Source organism: Pseudobacillus badius (assembly GCF_002189605.1).
Lineage (GTDB): Bacteria > Bacillota > Bacilli > Bacillales > Domibacillaceae > Pseudobacillus > Pseudobacillus badius.
In genome coordinates this window covers 86,561-108,554 of record NZ_MWMM01000005.1, presented here as the reverse complement: position 1 = coordinate 108,554, position 21,994 = coordinate 86,561, and the positions used below count along the sequence as shown (strand labels likewise).

Genomic DNA, 21,994 nt, shown 5'->3' with positions numbered 1-21,994 from the left:
CTATACTTGTTTTATAGCTGGCTCATTTATGAAAGATTAATCCAGCCGCGCAATCCGGAAGCTTCAGCAATCTTGCGGATTCCTTCGACGTAAGCCGCTGTTTTCATATTTATTCCAAACTGCTCAGCGGTATTCTGAACGTTTAAGAAGCTCGCATGAATTTTTTCTTGCAGCCGCTCCTCCACTTGTTCTTTCGTCCAATAATACCCTTGGTTGTTCTGGCACCATTCAAAATAAGAAACAATCACGCCGCCGGAGTTGGCAAGAATATCTGGGACGACTAAGATTCCGCGCTCATCCAGCTTTTGGATCGCTTCTCGCGTTGTTGGTCCATTGGCAGCTTCAACGATAAACTTACATTTCAATTGATCGGCATTTTCAGTCGTGATGACTCCGCCAACCGCTGCCGGAATCAGCACATCACATTCCTGCTCAATCAGCTCTTCATTTGTAATGACGTTCTCAAACAAGCCAGTGACAATTCCGAATGAGTCGCGGCGTCCAAGCAAGTCAGGAATATCCAGTCCTTCAGGATCATAAATCGCACCGAGAGCATCTGAAATACCGACTACTTTTACTCCTAATTCATGCAAGTAGTAGGCAAGGTAGCCGCCAACGTTGCCAAACCCCTGCACAATGACTCTCATTCCTTCCAAAGGCATATTCTTTAACTCGCTGACCATCTGCAATGTATATAAGACACCTTTAGAAGTGGCCGTTTCGCGCCCTTCAGAGCCCCCCAGAACAAGCGGCTTTCCAGTAATAAATCCCGGCGAATCAAATTCTCTGATATGATCATACTCATCGAGCATCCACGCCATAATTTGAGAATTCGTATACATATCCGGCGCCGGAATATCTTTCGTTGGGCCGACAAGCTGACTGACCGCCCGGACATAGCCGCGGCTTAAACGCTCCAGTTCATTCATGCTCATGCTTCTCGGTTCGCAAATAATGCCGCCTTTGGCTCCGCCATAAGGAATGCCGGTAATGCCGCACTTTAAGCTCATCCAGCCAGCGAGCGCTTTCACTTCATCAGCTGTGACATCCGGATGAAAGCGAATGCCGCCTTTTGTCGGACCGTTCGCATCATTATGCTGGGCACGATAGCCTTTAAAGACTTGTGTTTGACCATTATCCATTTTGACGGGAATATTGACCTCTAAAAATCTCATCGGCTCTTTTAAGAATTCATATACTTCATCAGAGTAACCAAGAATCTCTACCGCTTCTTTTAAAATGGATTGAAATTCTTCTTGCGGATTATCCTTATGATGTTGTCCTGTTGTTTTCTCAGTCTCTGTTGCTTGTACATTGGTACTCAATTCATCACACCTCATTCTTGTTTATTGCTTTATATAGAAGCAATTTTCGTGCCAAAGCTTCAAAAAATTCAAAAATTTGTTTTGCACATGGCAGACGGGCTTCCCGCCGCTTTCCATTTCCTTTTCCTTACACTATAGTTATGCTTAATTGCATAGCCTATTATTTTTCGCATAAGCCGGATAGTCTCACATGGCTGATCTCCTTCCTTTTCAACCTGCAGTTGCTGACGTTTCCTCCATAAAAAAAGCCGGATGAGCCAGCGACTCTCCTGTCGCCAGCCCTTCCGGCTTTGCTATCTGCAGTTTATAATTCGTGCACTTCTTCCATATGCATCTGCGGAACAGGTGAACGGAACCAGTTTGTAATATACATTAAGTACAGGATTCCGATGGCTGACCAGATGATTCCGAGAATCAGTGAATGAATATTTAAATTCACCCATAGGATCATGACGATGCCGGCCCCAATAAGCGGGAAGACTAAATAGTTAATGAAATCCTTGATATTTTTATACCTTTTCATTTTAATCACATAGTGAGAAATAACTGCTAAGTTAACAAACGTAAAGGCAATGAGCGCCCCGAAATTAATTAAAGAAGTAGCTGTTTCTAAATCAAGGAAAATAGCAATCAGCGAAATGAAGCCAACCAATACCACGTTCAGTGCCGGAGTTCGCCATTTCGGATGGATATATCCAAAAAACTTGGCAGGAATCACGTTATCCCGTCCCATGACGTACAGGAGCCGGGAAACGCTCGTGTGAGAAGCAAGCCCTGAAGCAAGTGTACCTGTCAGTGTTCCCGCTAAGAAAAATGCCTGGAATAACTTTCCGCCTACAAATAAAGCGATTTCAGGAGAAGCTGCCTCAGGATCGGAAAAACGGGACACATCCGGAAAATACATTTGCGTAAAGTAAGAAACCGTAATGAACAGGACACCCCCGACAAGCGCCGTTAAGAAAATGGCCCTTGGAATGGTCTTGACGGCATCAGGCGTCTCTTCTGATAAAGTCGTCACCGCATCAAAGCCAAGGAAGGAGAAGCATAAAACGGTGGCTCCTGCGACCAGTGCGTCCATGGACATCCCTTCTTCTGCAAACGGAACGAGCGAAAAGACTGTGCCGGCTCCTTCCCCGCTGCCAAGTCCTTTAACAACAAGCACAACAAACACAATAATGACCAGAAACTGAAAGAATACAAGAAAGTTATTAAAATTAGCTGCCAGATTTACACTGAACAAATTGGCAATGGTCACAACCGCCACAAAACCGACGACCCAGACCCAGCCGGGCACTTCTGGAAATAGTGCTGATAAATAAATTTTCGACAAAAGCGCATTGACCATTGGCAAGAACAAATAATCAAGCAACGAGGCCCATCCAACGAAAAATCCAAGTTTTTTGCTAATCGTTTTTTGTGTGTACGTATAGGCCGAGCCGGCTACCGGATAAACTCTTACCATTTTCCCGTAGCTGGCTGCTGTAAATAACATCCCAACTAACGCAATCACATAAGAAGCAGGTACATGCCCTCCCGTCTCGTGCGATACAATTCCAAATGTATCAAATGCCACCATTGGCGTCATGTAGCCGACACCCAGCATGACAATCGCCCATAAACCTAAAGATCTTTTCAATTGAACGTTTTCCTGCATATATCATTCCTCCTGTTTGTAACCGCTTAAAATGTTAATTATTAAAATATTCATACAAGTTCCGTGCCAAAAATACAAAAAAGTGCAAAAACTTTCATATTTTTTCCCAAAACAAAGAAAGCGGTTACCGACGGAGCTGACTGTCCGTTTGCTATTAACAGGAAAATAAATTATTTAGGAGATTAAAGCGATAAAAGGTAAAGGTAAACTTTTTTTACTTTTTGATCCAGAAGTTTTTTATTCACCATTGCATAATTCATTCCGTTTTACATAGCGATGTTTTTTCCGAATAACAAAAAAAGAAGATGCAGGATATTCCTGCATCTTCGTGTCTTTTATTTAAATTTCAGCAAATCTTCCGCGTTGGCGAAGAAGTTCGCGATTTAATTCAGGATTTACTTCGAATGCCGCACGGCCATGCAGCCAGAACAAGTTGTTCAGCATAACAAGGTCGCCTACTGGAAGTTTTAGCTCAATAACACTTTCATCACTTTCCATGGAATCCGAAAGTTCTTTCAGATACTTCGCTTCTTCAATAGTATCCGGGTAAACGAACTGATCGATATAGCAGATGCAAGGCGCATTGTTATCATTAAAGAAAGTCGCGCGCTGTACTTCCTGGCCAACATTTTTGCTGTTTGGCGCTTTGTAAGTAAATTTATGAGTAGCTAATGAATGAGTAGAGAACTTTTCAAGCTCTTTCCAGTCATCCAAGTGAAGCAAACGAGATTCGCCGCCTACCGCATTTTCTTCCTTCATTTTCATCATTAACAGCCAGTCAGTCGGCTCGTCAACAAACGTTCCATCTGTATGGAGCGTAAATAAGCGGTACGCTTGACGAAGGTAAGAATCACTGTTGTCTGTATGGGCTACTGTAAATCGTGCATAATATTTGCCTGTCATTGCATCAAAGTTTGGCGTTCCAACCAGGTGAGTCAGCGCCGTAGAGAAAATAACGTAGTCATCTGTATCTAATGTTTCTCCTTGAAGACCGATTGTAAAGCCGCCTGTTTCCCGGTCATGGACGATGCCTCTTAAAATATCCTGGAACTCTTTTCCTGTCAGCTGCAATAAGTAGTCAGCAACAATGCGTCTTGCATAAGGCGTGTACTCTAAATGCTGAACAGAAACGTTTTCCTCTTTGATTTTCGCCAAAAATTCTCTGATCACTTGCGGGCTTAACTCAATGTGGTATAGACGATCGCTTTGCGGATGCGACTTCACCTCATAATTTGCTGTTTTTTGAACAAATTTTTTGTTTTTCGTTTCTAAAGTACTCATAATTTCATTCCTCCTGCTATTTTTAATTATAATGAGTGTTTTGTTTAGCCGGAAAAATAAAAAAGCCAGTTTACACCCTTTGCGTCCAAGGGTAGTAAACTGGCCAATAATTACTTCATTGCTCCATGGAAATGGAGTCACAGTAAATATTTCAGTTTGTTATTTTATTTTCCAACTCAAACATTCGGTTTATAGTATTACTCACGTTTTTTGAAAAGGCTGTTTTCAAAAGGCGAGTATTTAATTCTAGGTTAATACTAGTATATGCGGCTGTCACATAATTGTCAATATATTTAATTATTTATTTCGAATTTTTCGCTACTTGCTGGTAATGAAGATGCAGATCGTTCAGTGCAGCAGCAAGCGCATTGGCCGCCTTGCCTTTATAATACTGCTGAAGCTGTTTAAGCGGTTCGTCAATGCCATCTTTCAGGCTGACTCCTTTCAGCAGCTGCCCGATAAACTCTCTTCCATGCTCAGTTGCCAGCGTACAGGAAGCTTCAATGATCACTCCATACTTGGTGTCAACTTCTGCGGTGATTGTTAATGTGTCAAACACGCTTTTTGCAGCCATTCCTTGCGGCAGCCGCGCGTGCCCTGCAATAAACATTACTCTTGAGTTAATCATAAGAATTCCCCTTTCAACTTACGAACTAATCGCACTTGTTAAATGCTGCTGCTCAGCAATCTGGCTGACAATCTCTTTGCCGATCTCGATTGAAGCCGTAGCAGCCGGCGATGGTGCATTGCAAACATGGATGCTGTTTTCGCCGTTAATCATGTGGAAGTCATCCACGAAACCGCCGTCTGTTTTGACTGCCTGCGCGCGTACGCCTGCCGGTCCCGGCACTAAGTCCTCTGCTTGAATTTCCGGAATTAACTCCTGGAGACTTGCTACAAATTTTGCCTTGCTGACGGAACGGGCCATCTCTTCGAGTCCTTCACCCATAAATTTGCTTGCCAGCTTCCAGAATCCAGGATACCCCATTACTTCAGCAAAATCTTTTAAATTGAAATCAGATAGCTTATATCCTTCACGCTTAAAGCTGAGAACAGCGTTCGGCCCGGCATCCACTTCCCCGCCAATCATCCGTGTAAAGTGTACGCCAAGGAATGGGAACTTCGGATTCGGAACAGGGTAAATTAAATTTTTCACCAAATATCTTTTTTCCGGGACGAGCTTATAATATTCGCCGCGGAATGGGATGATTTTGACATCTGTCTTATAACCAGCCAGCTTCGTTACACGGTCGCTGTGCAGCCCGGCACAGTTAATCAAGAATCTTGCTTTGAATGTGCCGCGGTTTGTTTCAATGGTAATGCCATCACTAGATTCAGCAATATTGTCCACTCTTGTATTCAGGCGGATATCCGCTCCTTGTTCTTGAACGATTTCTGCGAATTTTTCAGTGACTTGCTTGTAATTCACGATGCCGGCAGCCGCTACTTTAATTGCAGCCTTTCCATTGACATGAGGTTCGATCTCTTTCAACTCTTCCTTGCTGATCTTCATCACATCGAGCTGATTTTCCAGACCGCGCTCATAAAGATTGTCCAAAAGCGGCAGCTCTTCATCTTTTGTTGCAACAATTACTTTCCCGCAAATATCATGTTCAATGCCGTATTCCTTACAGAACTCAGTCATTGACTTGCTGCCTTGACGAGCAAAGCGCGCCTTGTAGCTTCCTGGCTTATAATAAATTCCAGAGTGGATAACCCCGCTGTTATGACCTGTCTGATGAGCAGCCAATTCGGCCTCTTTCTCTACCAAAAGCACTTTTGCATTTGGATACCGTTCATATAATGCCTTTGCCGTAGATAACCCAACAATGCCACCGCCAACAATCGCGAAATCGTACATTTTATCTTCTCCCTTGTTTGTTCTTTAATATTTTTACTTCATCATTATTTCGAGGAATGGTCTTCGGCCGATTCCAGACTGGCCATATAAGAAATCAAATTATTTTTTGTCCGCAAAAGATGATATTCCACTGCGGCGCGCAGCTCGGCAGGATCATTCCGGACGGCCGCTTCATAAATAAACCGGTGTTCTTTTTGCGTTTCCGCATAGTAATCCGCAAGCAGGCTAGGAGCGATCGGCGAAATCCCCAGGTTTTCTACCGCCTTTGTCAGCCGCGGCCACGGACAGCCTTTCCGCAGCAGCTTATGAAAGCTCTCATTTAAAGCAATATAGGAATCGTTTGTTTCATCCGATAGCTGCAGAGCTTCCATTTTTTCTACTGTTGCTTTTAGCTCCTGCTTATCTTCCGCTGTTAAAAACGGAAGGGATTTCTCGACAGCCTTTCCTTCCAAATAGGATCTTAAATGATAAATTTCTTCAATATCCTCTTTGGTAATCGGAGTCACAATGGCTCCTTTGTGAGGAACAAGCTTTACCAGTCCCTCAGTTTGAAGCTGGGCCAGCGCTTCGCGGATCGGCATCCGGCTGACATTCAAGGTATTTGCCCAGTCTTCCTGGATCAGCCTCTCCCCTTTCTTAAACGTTCCGTTTAAAATGGCCTGCCGTAAGTTTTTCGTTACATAGCTTACGACGGTTGTTTTGTCCTTCGAGGGCTGAAACTTCATAGATGGACCCCCTGATCAGAAAGATTAGTCTTTTCATATTGGATATTGGATACAAAAAACTTAACACAAAAATAATAGAATTGCAAGAATGTTTTATAAATTATTAGAAAACCTTATAAATAAAGACATTAATAATAGTCATCTCTTTAAAGAGATGACTATTTTCGTTAATGATTGTATCCAATTTTATGCTTCTTTTTTCAATACAGCAGCTTTCTTTTGTGCTTTTCTTTTTTGAACCGCCGCTGCCATTGGGCAGTTTTTACATTTGCCGCATCCGGACGTTTGTTTGCACATCGTTCTTTTCCCTCCTCGATTTTTTATGACGGAAAGTGAAACGAAAAAAGCCAGCAATACCCTCCTAATAGAGAAGATATTACTGGCTTAACCTGCGCTCTTGTCTCCTTTTCTTGAGACTAAAGCAGATTTGACAGTTTCTACATATATTACAGCAGAATGGCCATTTCACTTGATCATAAAGAGGAAGTCTTTACAGAAGTGACTTTCCATGCCCGCTTATCATTCGTTACCCTCATCTTATCCAGTTTTAACTTTTCTGTCAATTGTTTTTTTATTCGCCGGACGAAGCCGCGACCGCGCCAGCGGAAATCGCAGCAACCGCGGCCGCCTGCTGGGCTTGCAGCACCGCTTCAATTGATACGGCCAAACTTGCGGAGGCTGCTTGATTCCCGGCCGTTCTTTGCCTCACAACCATCTGTCCGGCAATTAACAGCCCCATATCTTTATACCATTTAAATAGCTTCTGCTCGCAAAATGCTTCTGACAGTACCATCACTTCTTCTAGTAAGTTCTCAGGCTTGTCTATTAATGCAAGCAAACCGATGATCGGATAATGAAGCCCTTTTATTTTCAGGCCGCCGCTGCGAAGCTTTTCCATCCAATGAATTGCTCTGTCAACCAGCAGCTCCTTATCACTTTCCGTGCCTTGCGCCAAGATGTGGGAAAGCAGCTGCAGGTCATTCCCTTTCCGGAAGGGTCCTTCGCTTAATGCCGCATAATAAAATTCGATCTTTTCCATCAGCCCGTCCTGATCCTGGACCGCCAGCAAAATAGATAATGGATAATCATCATAAGAAGTTAAAAAATAATGTTTCTTCTTCATGTTTTCATGCACTTCTTTTGCCTGTGCGGCCACCTGCGCTCTGCCCTCTGCATCTTCTGCGGCGGACATCAATGTAATAGCTGCGATATATGTAAAGGAGGTCTTTCGAAACTTGTTGTCTAAAAGCAATTGATAGCTTTGCTGCATCTTGTCAAAGGCATCGTACGGATCGCTCGCCCCTGTCAGCAATAAAGCGGTAACGGAATAATTGAGTGCTCCCTTTAGCCCTGACAGCCAGCCTGAATTTGCTTTAATATGGTCAGAAAGCTGCAAAAACTCCTTTGCTGAAAAATCTTTTCCGGCCGCTGCATATTGGGCAATGATAGACAATAACTGGCGCTTATCCGTCCCCCAGCTGACCGCGTTCACCAGCTGCTCGTAATCACAGGCAAACCGGGCCGCTATTTGTTGTGCTGCCTCTTTATTCATACTCCCTCGCCACCCTTCGATTTTTTCCTTTTATTAAAAATAATGGAAGTTACTTTACTTACGAAAGAAACAGGCAGAAGGTTTCATTGAATGCTCTGCCTGCTTCTTCATTCGTTCTCCATCACTTCTTAATCAGCCGAGGGAACGGCCTCCTCTAAAGCATGCTCAAACTTCTCTGCTAATTCCATACCGGACATTACGCGCTGACCGCCGCCTTGAATAAAGCGGGGCTGGCCGCCTCCCTTGCCTTTGATTAGCGGAAACACAGCGGCAGCAGCCTGCTTTAAATCCACTTGCCCGGCTTGATGCCCGCTCGCAGCTGTCAGCTGGAGCTTCTCTCCATTTTCCGCTACAAAAAGAACAACAGCTGTTGCTTCTTTTTCGACCGCCAGACGAGCCAGCTTTTGCAGCTCCTGTATCGGCCGCTGTTGAAACACTTGAACGAGCAGCTGATACCCTTTCTTCTGTATCACTTGCATCAACAGCTCCTGCGCTTCATAGTTAAGCAGCTCTTCCTTCGCTTCTTCAAGGGCGGTCTGCAGCGCTTTTTTCTCGCCCAGCAGCTGAGCGGCCGCCTCGGCCATTTTGGGCTGGGGGCTGTTCAGCAAGCGCGAAAGCTCCCGAAGGACTGTTTGCTTTTGCCCCAGCTGCTTTAAGACCCGCCAGCCGCACACAAATTCCAAGCGCGCTTGCTGGCGCTGCCTTTCCCATTTCAGCAGCTTAACCGCCATTACCTCGCCCGTATGGCGCGGATGCGTTCCCCCGCAGCCGTTGTAGTCAAATTCAGGAATGATAACAAGACGAATATCCTCTGCCACTGCCGGCTGTTTACGCAGCGGATAGCGGCGAGCTTCCTCTAACGTCATCCACTTTATTTCAATCGGGCGGTTCTCCAAAATTATTTGGTTGGCTTTCTTTTCTGCCTGCTCCAGCATTTCTTCCGTCAAAGAATCTGCCTCAAGATCAATCGTAACGGTCTCTTCTCCTAAATGAAAACTCGTCGTTTTTAAACCAAATAATTCTTCAAACACTGCCGATAAAATATGCTGGCCCGCATGCTGCTGCATATGGTCATAACGGCGTTCCCAGTCAATTTGCCCTTGCACCTGCCCGCCTTTGAGCTCCGATTCTTTCTCAAGGTAATGACGAATCACTCCATCAACCGTCTGCACATCAAGCACTCTCTCCCCGCTGATCCATCCGGTATCGAACGGCTGGCCGCCGCCCTCCGGATAAAAAACAGTGCGGTCGAGCACCACAAAATTCCGTCCAGCCTCATCCGCGCCAACGTCTACAATGCAGGCGTCAAAGGATGTCTTATAAGCATCTTCATAAAAAAGCTTCTCTGTCATCGTTTTCCTCCTTTGTATCCCCTATCGCCTTTACTATAACAAAAAAGCCCTTCGCTGAATCAATCAGCAAAAGGCTTTATCAAAAATCTGAACGAAACGGCAACGGTTGTCTCCTCTTAGTTAACCCCTTTCATCATTTTATGAATTTTTGGCGATACCAAGAAAAGGATTAACCCGAGCAGAACCGAAATTCCACCGATCACACCGAAATAAATGATTTCTGTATCGGGATGATAAAAGCGGACGATCTGCGCATTGATCGCCTGCGCGGAAGCATTCGTCAAGAACCATAAGCTCATCGTCTGTGCTGTAAAGGCAGACGGCGCTAATTTAGTTGTTGCAGAAAGACCGACAGGAGACAAGCACAATTCACCGATAACGACGAGGAAGAAGCTAAGCACCAGCCACATCGGGTGGACAAGTGATTCGGTTCCATTCACATACGCCGGAATAATCATCACGATAAAGGACAACCCGGCAAATAATAAGCCAAACGAGAACTTTCGCGGAGTTGTCGGCTGGCGGTTTCCAAGCTTCACCCATAACCAGGCAAACACTGGAGCAAATGCCACGATAAACAGCGGATTCAAGGATTGGAACCAAGAAGATTGCAGTTCCATTCCCGCAAAGCTCAATTGTGTCCGTTCATCAGCATATCTGGCAAGAATAATCGAGCCTTGTTCCTGAATGGCCCAGAACATCATCGCCGCAATAAAGAGCGGGATATAAGCAAGCAGGCGGGAACGCTCCACTGCTGATGTTTTGGGGCTGCGATACATCACAAAGAAATAAACAGCCGGAATAATAATCCCAAGAATACTAACCATGAAAATAAAACGCTTGATTGTCAATAAGCCTGTTTGGATGCCAATCGCACCTAAGACAGCAATGAGCAGTGCGCTTCCGCCGAGACGAATGAATACTTTCTTCTTTTCGTCGCCAGTTAATGGGTTAGGCACATAAGTTCCTGCTAATCCAAGATTTTTTTTCTTGGTGATCACAAAGACAATTAAGCCGAGCAGCATGCCAAACGCTGCCAAACTGAAGCCAAGATGGAAATTATATTGCTGGCCGACAGTACCGACAATTAACGGAGCAATCAGCGCTCCGGCATTAATTCCCATGTAGAAAATACTGAACCCTGAATCCCGGCGCGGATCTTCATCTGCGTATAGATCACCGACAATGCTTGATACATTCGGTTTTAACAGGCCGGTACCGATAACGATAAGACCCATCGATACAAATAATGCGCTTACACCAAAAGGAAAGGCAAGAACAATGTGGCCAATCATAATCAGCACGCCGCCGTAAAATACAGTCCTCGAGGTGCCCAGCAGCCTGTCAGCAAGCCAGCCGCCAATAATACCAGACATATAAACAAGCGAGCCATAAATAGCCATAATCGAAGCAGCTGTCTCTTTATCAAGACCCAAACCGCCTTTAGTCACTTCATAATACATATAGTAGAGCAAGATTGCTCTCATGCCGTAATACGAAAAACGCTCCCAAAATTCTGTGAAAAACAGCGTAAACAGCCCTTTAGGCTGACCGAAAAATCCCTTCTGCGGTACACTTTGGACAATTTGTTCTTTCTGGTGACTGTCCAATGAAAACTCTCCTCTCTACCTATCTCTTTATTTCCTGTATTATCAAAAAATTCAATAGGTATAAGTTATTTAAGAAAAATTAAACCATCTTATCATAAATTGATTTTACTTAATTGTCAATCAAATAAAACTATTTCAAAATAATTAAAATGTTCTTTTTATTTGAATTCCTAATAAGAAGTCACCTTCATTCATTTAAAACGCCAATAAAAAAGCACGGCACAAGCGTTAGCCTGGCCATGCTTTTGCCTCTATTATTTTGTCATTCCCTGAAAAGTATCCGTTAAAACCGGGATAATTTGTTTTTTTCTTGATACTACCCCATCAAGGACAATCGTTCTATCATCGGAAATCGGCGCGTTAAATGCTTTTTCCACAGCTGCCGCTTCTGTGCCTGCCACAATCGCCACAGAATCACTGTTTAAGATGTCTGTGATAACGAATAAGAATAGGTCCAGATTCTTGTCTGCAATCGTGCTCTCTAATGCTTTTTCAATCTCTTCTTTACGTACCAGGACATCTTTTACATCAATCGCGTTCACTTGAGCCACTTCCACTTGATAATCGCCCATGGAGAATACTTTGGAATCAAGCGATACGAGCTCCTCCGTTGACTTGCTTCTTAAGTCAGCTCCAGCCTTTAGCATGTCGAGGCCGTACTCTTCTGCATGAACGCCCGCAATGCTTGCCAGCTCCTGTGCTGCTTTTACATCTTCTTCCGTGCAAGTCGGAGATTTAAATAAAAGCGAATCAGAGATAATCGCTGATAGCATCAGGCCAGCGATCTCCTTTTGGACGGAAACGCCATGTTCTTTGTACATTTTATTTAAAATTGTTGCTGTGCAGCCTACTGGTTCTGCACGATAGTATAATGGATCGCTCGTTTCAAAATTGGCAATGCGGTGATGGTCGATGACTTCAAGCACACGCACATCGTTAATGTCATCCACACTTTGCTGGCGCTCATTATGGTCCACTAAAATGACTTGTGCAGCTTCCGGTGCCGCCTTGTCGATCAGCCGTGGAGGCTCCGCGTTAAATTGCTTCAGCGCATATTCTGTTTCGCCGTTCAGCTCGCCCAGGCGGACAGCTTCAACGTCCATCCCGAGTTCTTTTTTCAACGCAGCGTAGGCAATAGCAGAACAAATAGAATCTGTGTCTGGGTTTTTGTGACCGAAAATAAGTACTTTACTCATTATTGAACTCCTCACTTGTATAAATAATAGGCAGCAGCGCCAGATGGCCCCGCTTTCACTTCATGCTCCTATTTTAACGCAAATCCGCTAAAATTTCTCGTTAACTTTCTAATTTCAATTAATCTTATCTAATTAATAAGATTAATATTCATTTTTCGGACAGCGAAGCGCCTGACAGGGAAATGAACCGTCTCCACCCGCAAGCAAAAGAAAAAAGCCTGTACGGAACAGCCTTTTCACTTCTTCACTTTCTCATATTTTCCTGGTCTTTCAAACGATTTTGCTCGTCCAGACGGCGGGCTTAATTTTTAAATTCATTTTCCTGCTGCATTTCCTGCTTTCTTCTTTCTTCGTCGCTGAGATGATTCTGATTGCTATGAGCCATTCCTTCCCCTCCTCTTGCTTGGTATCCATTCTTTTCCCTCGCCCGCTTCATTAAAACTCTTTTTCTATTCGACAGGGTTCTTGTCCCTTCTGGCTGCACTTCGGCTACAATAAAGAAAATACAGATCAGGAGAGGATGGGACGATGGCACAATTAGAACAAAGTGAACCGAGGGCAAAACGGCCGTTTTGGGGATTGTACTTTTCTCTGCCCGTTTTATCATGGGCGTTATATGACTTTGCAAATACAATTTTCTCCTCCAATATTATTACGATCTTTTTTCCATTTTATCTGCAGGAAACCATCGGGGGAAATGAACAGCTTAACCAAATAGCAAGCACCTTTATTTCCTATGCCAATGCGGCGGCCAGCCTGCTTCTTGTGCTGTTTTCGCCTCTTTTCGGCGTCTTGATTGACCGGACCGGCAAGAAGAAGCGCTACATTATTCCGTTCACGATCGTTTGTGTTGCCTGTACGATTTTAATGGGGCTTGCGGCTTCCGCCGATACTCCGCAGCGTTTCGCCGGCCTGCCCGTTTCGCTTGTGTTCGTGATTCTGCTGTTTGTAGCTGCCAAGTTTTTCTATCACTCCAGCTTAATTTTTTATGACACGATGCTGGCTGATTTAGGAACGAAGGAGGAGGTTCCGTTATTGTCCGGCTTTGGCGTAGCAGTCGGCTATATCGGTACGCTCGCCGGTCTTTCTATTTATCCTTTCATTGGGGATGAAAGCTTTCACCGGGCGTTTATTCCGACCGCCTTTTTATTTCTTATTTTCTCCCTTCCGCTCATGCTGACAGGGCGGGAAACAAGATTGCGGCCTTCTGCTGAAAGACAATCTTTTTTGAGCGGATATAGGGAAATTTTTTCTACGTTTAAGGAAGTCAAGGCGCACCGTGTGATCTTCCTTTTTATGATAGTCTATTTTTTCTTAAATGATGCGATCGCTACAGCCATCGCCATGATGGCCGTTTATGCTAAAGCAATTGTTGGCTTTTCTTCAGGTCAATTTATTCTTCTTTACCTTGTCTCCACCATTGCCAGCATTATCGGCTCTTTTCTATTTGGTTATATTACCAAAGCCATCGGTGCCAAAAAAGCCGTCACCCTTGTTGGCCTCGTCCTGCTTGCCGCTCTGCTGGCTGGCACGTTCGCTGTCAATGAAGCGATGTTTTGGGCGGCGGGCAGTTTGTTCGGCGTGTCCCTTGGCGCCGTCTGGGTGACTTCACGAACATTTATCATCGAGCATACACCCGAGGAGAAAAGAGGGCAATTTTTTGGTCTGTTTGCGTTTTCCGGCAAGGTATCCGCCATGGTCGGCCCCTTCCTGTACGGCACCATTACATTGCTTCTCGCTGATTACGGCAATATCGCAAGCCGCACAGCCTTAGGATCTTTAATGATTCTTGTGCTCGCCGGTCTCATCGTTCACCGCCGCATTCGCATATAAGTCCGGATGCTGCACCAATCTTTCCAGCTTGTCCATATCCTCATGAATCAGCTCCAGCAGCTGGCGATTGTAGAAGATGGAAGCCGGATGAAAGGTCGGAAAAATCACGTACTCTTTATCTGTCCATTCATACTCGCTGCTTTCCAGGCTCTTCAGCCGCTTCACCGGCTGCTTCATCAGACGGCCATGTGCTTCTGACACTTTTAGATCCGGGCCGCATAAGCGTTTTAAGCCGATATTGCCGAGCGTGACAATGAGCGGGGATTGGACATGCTCTATTTCATAGTCAAGCAAGGGCGCATGAGCCAAAATCTCCGCGGAGGAAGGGGCACGGTTGTACTTTCTTCGAACCGTCTCCCCGGCTCTTGTCCGCTTTTCCCGCCATTTGTAAGGGCGGCTTCTCACCGCGCTGGTTATGTATGCGTCTTCTCTGGACACGCCGGCTCTTTCCAAAAATTTCATCAATTCATTGCCCGCCCTGCCGCTGAAGGGAATGCCGTTATGGATTTCTGTTTCTCCCGGCGCCTCGCCGACAAGCAGGAGCTTCGGCTTTTCAGGGCCGGCTCCATAAACAAACCCTTCGACGGGATAAGGGCTAATCCGTTTTCTTCCGAGTTCCGCCAGCCATTCTGGTATTCTCATCCGCTATATCTCCTTTCCCACTGTTGGGCGCAAGGTATTAGCCCGGCAGCCGGAAAGCAGCCTCAGCCATATTGGACTGATCGCTGCTTCTTCAGCCTGTACAGCCTTTATCCTCCGCCCTTTCTATTGAATCTATACCCGCTCGCTGCTATCTGTTAACTACGGGTGCTTTTCTTGCAAAATGACTTTGAGCCGCAAGCGATGCTTGCGGCTCAAAAACTTTATACAATTTTGGATGTCGGGATATCCGGCCGTGCTTTCGAGCGGGCAAGAAGCTGCTGGATGAACACAAGAGCAAGAATGCCCAAGCCGATAATATCTGTCCACATGCCGGGAATGATTAATGTCACGGAGCCGGCTAAGCACAAAGCAGCTAGCGGCAGCGGCAGGTCTGCGATTAAATATCGTTCCAGCGCTGCGCTCAGCCCGAGAATGCCGATAATTGCCGTAGCAGCAACCCAAGCCACCTCAAGCGGGCTCGTAACGTCCTGCATCAGGATCACCGGCGAAAAGACGAAGATGTACGGAATGATGAACCCGGACAAAGCAAGCCGCAATGCTTCGAACCCCGTTTTGTTTGGACTGGCGCCGGCGATTCCGGCTCCCGCGAATGCAGCTAGGGCAACCGGCGGCGTCACATTGGCTAGAATCCCGAAATAAAAGACAAACATATGAGTAACAAATGGCGCGACGCCGAGCTCAAGCAGGGCTGGAGCAGCCATCGTTGCCGTAATAATGTAGGTCGGAATGGATGGCAGCCCCATTCCCATAATAATACACGCAATCATCGTAAAGACCAGCGTCAGGAACATGTCTCCTTGACCAAGCACGAGAATAGATTGCGTCAGCTTTGGCCCAAGACCTGTCAGCGTGCTGACGCCCACAATCAAGCCGACCATCGCACACGACATAGCAACCCCGAGCGCTGAACGGACACCATCTTCCATGGCTCCCAAGATCTCTTTCGGCCCCATTCTTGTTTCCTTGTTGAACCAGCTGACAACGATTGAAAGAACAATCGCATAAAAAGCAGCATATAGCGGGGTCTTCCCAGCAATCAGCATGCCGATCAGCACAACAATCGGGATGAGCAAATGGCCGCCTTTTTTAAACACTTGCCATAAGTTAGGCAGCTCTTCTTTGGACATGCCGCGAAGACCTAACTTTTTCGCCCGGAAATGAACGATGCAAATAATGCCGAGATAGTATAGAAAAGCCGGCAGGATAGCAGCAAGAGCAATCTGATTGTACGGCATGCCAAGTGTTTCTGCCATAATAAAAGCGGTCGCTCCCATGACCGGCGGGATAATCTGGCCGCCAACGGAAGCTGTTGCTTCCACGGCACCGGCAAACTCCGGTTTGTAGCCGACGCGTTTCATCAGCGGAATCGTAAAAGCTCCTGTCGTTACAACATTGGCAAGCGCACTGCCGTTAATAGAGCCAAGGAGTCCGCTTGATACAACAGCCACTTTCGCCGGGCCGCCGGACGTGTGCCCGGCGATACTGAGTGAAATATCGGTGAAAAACTGGCCCATTCCCGACCGGTTTAAAAAAGCACCGAATAAAATAAAAAGAATAATGTAAGAAGCGGAAACGGAAATCGCAATACCGTAAATCCCTTCTGTTGATAAGTACATATATGTCACGATATCTTCCAGGTCTTTTCCGGAGTGCTTGAATAAGTCAGGAAAATACTGGCCGAAAAAGGCATATAGGAGAAAGAGCACAGTTAAAATGGTTAAGGCATTGCCGGCTACACGGCGGCCGCCTTCAATCACAACAGCGATCGTCAGCAGTCCAAAGGCGATATCCACACCGCTCGGCATATAAATGGACATTCTTTCTGCAATGCCTTGATAGTCAATGATCATGTAGCCGCCTGTAGCAAGAGCAGCGGCCATCCAAATCATATCAATCGGGGTAACTTTCTTCGATCCTTTTTTATAGAAAGCCGGATACAAAATAAATACAAGTGCAGCAATGATAGCAGTATGCAGCGACCGGTGGCGGAGCGCATCCAGCGGTCCAAAGTAAGCGGTATACAAATGGTAACCGGCAAGGCCTACACTTAGCGCAAAGATCGCCCAGCGCCAAAAGCCGTGATCAATTTTTCGAAACCGCGATTCACTATCATATTTTTGCAAAATTTCTTCCTGGCCTTCTATCGTCTCTGGTACTTCTTTTATTGCATTTGTCATTGATATCCCTCCTTTATTCCTTTACTGCAAAGCGCCTTGTTCTTTAAAATATTTTTCTGCACCCGGATGCAAAGGCAGCGGCAGCTTATCTGCAGCTTTTTCCAGCTTAATGTTCTTGGCTGAGCTATGAGCATTTTGAAGCTGGTCAAGATTTTCAAATAATGTTTTCGTCAGCAAATATACCTCTTCATCCGGAAGATCTTTATGGGTAATCAGCAAATTGTTGACTTTCACCGTTTCCCTGTCTTTTTTGACTCCTTTGTACGTATTGGCCGGGATGCTGCCTACTTCAAAAGCAGGATATTTCTTTTGCAGGCTTTCCGTAATGCTCTTCGGAACCGGAATAATTTCTACTTCATCTGTGGCCGCCAGCTCCATAATTCCGGAGTTTGGATAGCCGGAAGACAGGAAAGCCACATCAGTTGTGCCATTTTTAATTCCTTCAATGCCTTCCGAGAACGATAAGAAATCTGCATTTACCTCATCATAAGTAATGCCGGCTTCTTCTAAAATCCGCTTAGCCATAATTTCGGTACCGCTTCCAAGAGCGCCAACCGCAAGATCTTTTCCTTTTAAATCTTTAAGCGTCTTAATGCCGAGCTTTTTAGGAGCAACGATTTGCATATAGTTCGGGTAAAGCGAAGCAACAGCGCGGACGTTTGAAAGCGCCCCTGCCTTCGCAAAATTGCCTTTTCCCATATAAGCATCGGTTACTGTATCAGCCATTGCAAAGCCGAGCTCCGCTTTCTTTCTGGACAGCTTAGCCGTATTCTCTGCGGAGGCTCCGGTGGTCTGTGCACTTGTCTGCGCACCCAGCTCCTCCCCGTAAATTTTGGCAAGCGCATTGCCAAGCTGAAAGTAAATTCCTGATGTTCCCCCTGTCAAAATCGTTACCGGCTCTCCCGCCAGCGGTCCTGCGGCCTTTCCCTCCTGCTTCTCGTCCTCTAACGAAGCGGAATTGCTGCACGCAGACAAGCTCATAAGAACGAACATTAAAAATAAAATAAATCCTTTACGTAGCTTCATGTCCTCACCTCTTTATCTATTTCCATCTTTATAATGCAATATTTGTACCATTAATAAAATTCAGTCAAATCAACTGTTTATTCAAAAAAGCGGCAAAAAATGCCGGTCAGGGGCGGCAAATTATTCCTGACCGGCATGTTTTTCTTTTCATTCTCACAAAGAGCATGATGGGTTTTTTCATCAATTCCGCTGCAGGCGGATGCCTTCCTTGATCCTCTCAGCCTCAAATAGGACTGCAGCTGTTAGATAGGCTCCTCCCTGTAAAGCTGCAGCTTATTGCGCAGGCTCCGCTCGCTGATACCGAGTATTCTGGCCGTTTCTTTCCGGCTTCCCCCGCAATGTTTTAATATAGACTCAATCATTATTTTTTCCGCTTCCTTCATCGTGGCGCCGACCGGCACGGCGATAATCCCCGAAGAAGGATCAGGCGCCTGCTTAGGTGAGCTGCTTTCAGTACGGACGGTAATTGGCAAATCTTCTTCAGTAATCACCTTTTCTTTGGCCATGGCAACTGCATACTCAAGAATATTGCTCAATTGCCGGATGTTCCCCGGATAATCATAGGCGAGCAAACGGTTCCACGCTGTATCTGAAAGCACCGGCAGCGGACGCTGCATCTCCTCTGCATATTTTTTCAGGAAATAAGGAATTAACACGGGCAAATCTTCTTTTCTCTCGCTTAGCAGCGGCAGTTCAATCGGTATGACATTCAGGCGGAAAAACAAGTCCTCCCGAAAAGAGCCTTCTGCCACCATTTTTGGCAGGTTTTTATTAGTGGCGCTGATAATTCGCACATTGACCTTCTTGACTTCTGTAGAACCAAGCGGCGTCAATTCCTTCTCCTGCAATACGCGCAGCATTTTTGCCTGCAAAGAAGCCGGCATATCGCCGATTTCATCAAGAAACAAGGTCCCGCCATCAGCGGCTGCCACTTTTCCTTCCTGGCTGCCCGCCGCTCCGGTAAATGCGCCCTTGGCATAGCCAAACAGCTCACTTTCCAGCAAGGCTTCGGGAATAGCGGCGCAATTCACGGATACGAACGGTCCGCTCCGTCGCCGGCCCTGCCTGTGCAAAGCGCGGGCTACAAGCTCTTTCCCCGTCCCGCTTTCTCCAAAAATAAGGACGCTCGAATCAATATCTTTCACTCGCTCAATGATGGAAAATACATTTCTCATTGCCGGGCTGTCGCCGATCATTTGGTCATAACCTTGAATCTTCTCAATCGTTTCGTTTAACTCGCGGATCTTGCTGTACAGCGATTGATGCTCCAGCGCTTTTTCAATCAGCAAGTGCAATTCATCAATATCCAAAGGTTTAGTAATATAGTGATAAGCGCCCCGCTTTATCGCTTCAACAGACGATTCAATCGTTCCGTGAGCCGTCATCATAATGACAGACAGCTGCGGATAATCCGCTTTCACTTCAGCCAAGACCTGCAGCCCGTCCGCTTCCCCAAGCCGCCAATCCAGCAGCATGACGTGTACCTGGTCTTTCTCCAGAATGGCTCGGGCGTCCTCTACTGCTGTAACGGCCCGCACGTTATACTCATTTTCCAGAGCGAACCGCAGTGATGCCCCGATCGCCGGCTCATCATCTAAAATTAAGACAACAGGTTTCACTTTTTCTCCCCCTCTTCTTCTGCGGTTGGCAAAATGATAGTAAAGACTGTTCCTTTCCCTGGCTCTGTCTCTACCTGCAAATCGCCATGGTTTTCCTTTATCCACTGATAACAAAGAGCCAACCCAAGACCGACCCCATGCGGCTTTGTTGTATAAAATGGCTCAAAAATCTGCAGGGCGCTATGCGAATCTATGCCCATGCCTGTATCCGCTACTTGGATCACCCCTGATCCTTTCCTCTTTGCCGCTTTAATTGTTAATTGTTTTTTCTCTGTTTGTTCCATAGCATCTAATGCATTCAACAGCAAATTGAGCATGACTTGCTTTAACTGATCAGGGTCACAAATCACCTCTAGCTGCGGATCGGCCTGAATCTCTAGGCGGACACGATGCTTCTTCAGCGTCGGCTCAATAATATCGGCTGCTGACTGAATAAATGCCGCTGCTTTCAGCTTTTGTGTTTGCGGATGCTTGGGGCGGGCATAATCAAGCAAGGATTCAACAATCGTATTCATCCGTTTTAATGCTTCCGGCACATATTTAACCAGCTCCTGGCGAAATGCCGGGTCCTCGTACTTCCTTGGCAGAAGATCCACGAATGTTTTCATCGAAGTAAGCGGATTGCGGATTTCATGGGCAACTCCGGCAACCAGCTGTCCAAGTGCCCGCATCTTCTCTTGTGTGGCCAGCTTCTCCTCCAGCATCTTCGCTTCTGACCGGTCAGCTAATGTCAGAAGACAGCCATTCTTTTTGCCGCTTTCCTCGTATAGGGGAATCAGACGGCATAAAATAAAACGCTTCTCCCCCTTTTCCTCAAAGGTGATTTCCTCGGAAAACAGCTGCTCTTCCTTGCGTCCCTTAAAATATTTATAATGCTGGAGAATACTGGCCATGTGCGGCTGCCGAAGTATATCCTCCGTCACTACCTTAGCCTGGCTATCAATGCCCAGCATCGTCTTTGCCCGTTCATTCAAGCTCGTAAGCTGCAAGGTATCATCAAATGTCAAGATTCCATAATACATATGGTGGATGATTTGTGTTTTAAACGCGTGTGCTTCTGAAATCGCCTGCTGTTGGACTTCTAATTGGGCGTTTGCCTCGGCCAGAGCGGCTGTTCGTCTCGCTACTTCTCTCTGCAGCCGTTTATTCCATAAATAAGCGAAGATAAGCACTGCCACGGCGCAGCTAATGAGGATCACTAAAACAATAATCCAATTGCGCATTTCTTTCAGCTGGCCATCGGGATATAAACCGAACCACTGTAAATACAGCGTTTGGTAATCTCCATTTTCCTTCATGCGCGCCAAGGAACCGTTGATCATTGACAATAGCTCGGTTTCCCTCGGACGGACAACAGCAGAGAAATCAGATGGCACGCCGATATTCTCAAGAATGCGGTAATGATCCTGTTCACCAGATCTCTTTAAATAAAATTCCGCTGTCCATTTATTCGTTAAGAAAGCATCCGCTCTCTCCATCAGCAAGAAATCAAAAGCATCTCGCGGATTAAGGGCCAGCTGAAACTCCACCCGTCTTACGTTCAATAGCAGATCAAATGAAGCAGGCTCCTCCTGCATGACGATTGTTTTTTCACGCAAGTCCGTTAAATTTTTGATGTCCGCCGTTGCCTCCTTCGGCACAATAAGAACATCCGCCATCGTAAAATAGGGCTCGGAAAACTGAAACCGTTCGCTTTGCTCAGCGGAATATTTCATTCCCATGATGGCATCCACTTTTCCTGCTTTCAGCGCCTGTGACGCCTCATAGAAGTTCATGGGGTAAAATTGAAATTCCACACCTTCCTCATCAGCAATCCGGCGAAACAACTCCACACTGAAACCCGTAAACTTTCCTTCCTTATTAATATAAGAAAAAGGCGGCAAATGCTTTTCCCCGGCAATTCGATATACTTTTTTGGCCGGCAATTTATTGATCTGCCTGGAAGGGCGATCAATCAGGTTTGCCGAAGCCGCGGACGGCAGAATGCCGGCTATTAAAATGACACAAATAAAACTTGCGGCTAATCGAAGCGAAAAGGGCATCATCGTCTAGCGTCTCCTTGTTAGAATCTTTACAATATTGTATCACATAGATAAAAACTAGCCGGCCTGCCATCGGCA

General features: G+C 45.8%; 17 protein-coding genes. 1 reads left to right on the top strand and 16 read right to left on the bottom strand.

What is annotated here, in order from left to right:
- Window positions 1-26 precede the first annotated feature (26 nt).
- The 11 genes from B1A98_RS11145 to B1A98_RS20470 all read right to left on the bottom strand — a co-directional run bounded on the left by B1A98_RS11145 (window position 27) and on the right by B1A98_RS20470 (window position 12,970).
- Complete coding sequence (locus tag B1A98_RS11145) at window positions 27-1,325, bottom strand: Glu/Leu/Phe/Val family dehydrogenase (protein ID WP_041100619.1); 1,299 nt, start codon at window positions 1,323-1,325, stop codon at window positions 27-29.
- 304 nt (window positions 1,326-1,629) lie between these two features.
- On the bottom strand, window positions 1,630-2,979 hold the full coding sequence (locus tag B1A98_RS11140; RefSeq protein WP_063385977.1) for an APC family permease: 1,350 nt from the start codon (window positions 2,977-2,979) through the stop codon (window positions 1,630-1,632).
- A 339-nt stretch (window positions 2,980-3,318) separates the two neighbouring features.
- Window positions 3,319-4,260 carry a glutarate dioxygenase GlaH gene (gene glaH, locus B1A98_RS11135; RefSeq protein WP_063385976.1) on the bottom strand — a complete coding sequence of 314 codons (942 nt, stop codon included), beginning with the start codon at window positions 4,258-4,260 and terminating at the stop codon, window positions 3,319-3,321.
- A 301-nt stretch (window positions 4,261-4,561) separates the two neighbouring features.
- A complete protein-coding gene (locus B1A98_RS11130) occupies window positions 4,562-4,888 on the bottom strand; it encodes a DUF3870 domain-containing protein (protein ID WP_041100613.1) in 327 nt (108 codons plus the stop codon).
- 18 nt (window positions 4,889-4,906) lie between these two features.
- Window positions 4,907-6,121, bottom strand: a complete 1,215-nt coding sequence (gene lhgO, locus B1A98_RS11125; protein WP_041100611.1) for an L-2-hydroxyglutarate oxidase — start codon at window positions 6,119-6,121, stop codon at window positions 4,907-4,909.
- 44 nt (window positions 6,122-6,165) lie between these two features.
- Window positions 6,166-6,846, bottom strand: a complete 681-nt coding sequence (locus B1A98_RS11120; RefSeq protein ID WP_063385975.1) for a GntR family transcriptional regulator — start codon at window positions 6,844-6,846, stop codon at window positions 6,166-6,168.
- A 571-nt stretch (window positions 6,847-7,417) separates the two neighbouring features.
- Window positions 7,418-8,398 (bottom strand): DUF4003 family protein, encoded by a 981-nt coding sequence (locus B1A98_RS11115; RefSeq protein WP_063385974.1) that lies wholly within the window; start codon window positions 8,396-8,398, stop codon window positions 7,418-7,420.
- A gap of 128 nt (window positions 8,399-8,526) precedes the next feature.
- Window positions 8,527-9,750: an alanyl-tRNA editing protein gene (locus B1A98_RS11110; RefSeq protein ID WP_063385973.1), complete on the bottom strand. Its 1,224-nt coding sequence runs from the start codon at window positions 9,748-9,750 to the stop codon at window positions 8,527-8,529.
- 116 nt (window positions 9,751-9,866) lie between these two features.
- Window positions 9,867-11,360, bottom strand: coding sequence for a peptide MFS transporter (locus tag B1A98_RS11105; RefSeq protein ID WP_063385972.1), 1,494 nt, complete (start codon window positions 11,358-11,360; stop codon window positions 9,867-9,869).
- A 254-nt stretch (window positions 11,361-11,614) separates the two neighbouring features.
- Window positions 11,615-12,556, bottom strand: a complete 942-nt coding sequence (locus tag B1A98_RS11100; RefSeq protein ID WP_041113901.1) for a manganese-dependent inorganic pyrophosphatase — start codon at window positions 12,554-12,556, stop codon at window positions 11,615-11,617.
- Between the two features lie 270 nt (window positions 12,557-12,826).
- A complete protein-coding gene (locus B1A98_RS20470; protein WP_158286032.1) occupies window positions 12,827-12,970 on the bottom strand; it encodes a hypothetical protein in 144 nt (47 codons plus the stop codon).
- A gap of 114 nt (window positions 12,971-13,084) precedes the next feature.
- Here B1A98_RS20470 and B1A98_RS11095 point away from each other — a divergent pair, with 114 nt between their 5' ends.
- Window positions 13,085-14,389 (top strand): MFS transporter, encoded by a 1,305-nt coding sequence (locus B1A98_RS11095; protein ID WP_063385971.1) that lies wholly within the window; start codon window positions 13,085-13,087, stop codon window positions 14,387-14,389.
- Here the strand turns inward: B1A98_RS11095 and B1A98_RS11090 are convergent.
- From B1A98_RS11090 to B1A98_RS11070, 5 genes are all read right to left on the bottom strand, one after another.
- On the bottom strand, window positions 14,336-15,031 hold the full coding sequence (locus B1A98_RS11090) for a uracil-DNA glycosylase (RefSeq protein ID WP_063385970.1): 696 nt from the start codon (window positions 15,029-15,031) through the stop codon (window positions 14,336-14,338). The two genes, B1A98_RS11095 and B1A98_RS11090, sit on opposite strands and share 54 nt — an antisense overlap.
- A gap of 221 nt (window positions 15,032-15,252) precedes the next feature.
- On the bottom strand, window positions 15,253-17,229 hold the full coding sequence (locus B1A98_RS11085; protein WP_063385969.1) for a TRAP transporter permease: 1,977 nt from the start codon (window positions 17,227-17,229) through the stop codon (window positions 15,253-15,255).
- A 21-nt stretch (window positions 17,230-17,250) separates the two neighbouring features.
- Window positions 17,251-18,255 carry a TAXI family TRAP transporter solute-binding subunit gene (locus B1A98_RS11080; protein ID WP_063385968.1) on the bottom strand — a complete coding sequence of 335 codons (1,005 nt, stop codon included), beginning with the start codon at window positions 18,253-18,255 and terminating at the stop codon, window positions 17,251-17,253.
- Between the two features lie 242 nt (window positions 18,256-18,497).
- On the bottom strand, window positions 18,498-19,874 hold the full coding sequence (locus tag B1A98_RS11075; protein ID WP_063385967.1) for a sigma-54-dependent transcriptional regulator: 1,377 nt from the start codon (window positions 19,872-19,874) through the stop codon (window positions 18,498-18,500).
- Window positions 19,871-21,919: a transporter substrate-binding domain-containing protein gene (locus B1A98_RS11070; protein WP_063385966.1), complete on the bottom strand. Its 2,049-nt coding sequence runs from the start codon at window positions 21,917-21,919 to the stop codon at window positions 19,871-19,873. The genes B1A98_RS11075 and B1A98_RS11070 overlap by 4 nt, the downstream gene beginning before the upstream one ends.
- Window positions 21,920-21,994 lie beyond the last annotated feature (75 nt).

Excerpts from the sequence above, each read along its gene's own strand:
- B1A98_RS11140 (WP_063385977.1), bottom strand. The coding sequence starts at position 2,979 with ATGCAGGAAAACGTTCAATTGAAAAGATCTTTAGGTTTATGGGCGATT.
- B1A98_RS11095 (WP_063385971.1), top strand. The coding sequence starts at position 13,085 with ATGGCACAATTAGAACAAAGTGAACCGAGGGCAAAACGGCCGTTTTGG.
- B1A98_RS11110 (WP_063385973.1), bottom strand. The coding sequence starts at position 9,750 with ATGACAGAGAAGCTTTTTTATGAAGATGCTTATAAGACATCCTTTGAC.
- B1A98_RS11090 (WP_063385970.1), bottom strand. The coding sequence starts at position 15,031 with ATGAGAATACCAGAATGGCTGGCGGAACTCGGAAGAAAACGGATTAGC.
- B1A98_RS11100 (WP_041113901.1), bottom strand. The coding sequence starts at position 12,556 with ATGAGTAAAGTACTTATTTTCGGTCACAAAAACCCAGACACAGATTCT.
- B1A98_RS11115 (WP_063385974.1), bottom strand. The coding sequence starts at position 8,398 with ATGAATAAAGAGGCAGCACAACAAATAGCGGCCCGGTTTGCCTGTGAT.
- B1A98_RS11080 (WP_063385968.1), bottom strand. The coding sequence starts at position 18,255 with ATGAAGCTACGTAAAGGATTTATTTTATTTTTAATGTTCGTTCTTATG.
- lhgO (WP_041100611.1), bottom strand. The coding sequence starts at position 6,121 with ATGTACGATTTCGCGATTGTTGGCGGTGGCATTGTTGGGTTATCTACG.
- B1A98_RS11085 (WP_063385969.1), bottom strand. The coding sequence starts at position 17,229 with ATGACAAATGCAATAAAAGAAGTACCAGAGACGATAGAAGGCCAGGAA.
- B1A98_RS11130 (WP_041100613.1), bottom strand. The coding sequence starts at position 4,888 with ATGATTAACTCAAGAGTAATGTTTATTGCAGGGCACGCGCGGCTGCCG.
- B1A98_RS11120 (WP_063385975.1), bottom strand. The coding sequence starts at position 6,846 with ATGAAGTTTCAGCCCTCGAAGGACAAAACAACCGTCGTAAGCTATGTA.
- B1A98_RS11070 (WP_063385966.1), bottom strand. The coding sequence starts at position 21,919 with ATGATGCCCTTTTCGCTTCGATTAGCCGCAAGTTTTATTTGTGTCATT.
- glaH (WP_063385976.1), bottom strand. The coding sequence starts at position 4,260 with ATGAGTACTTTAGAAACGAAAAACAAAAAATTTGTTCAAAAAACAGCA.
- B1A98_RS20470 (WP_158286032.1), bottom strand. The coding sequence starts at position 12,970 with ATGGATACCAAGCAAGAGGAGGGGAAGGAATGGCTCATAGCAATCAGA.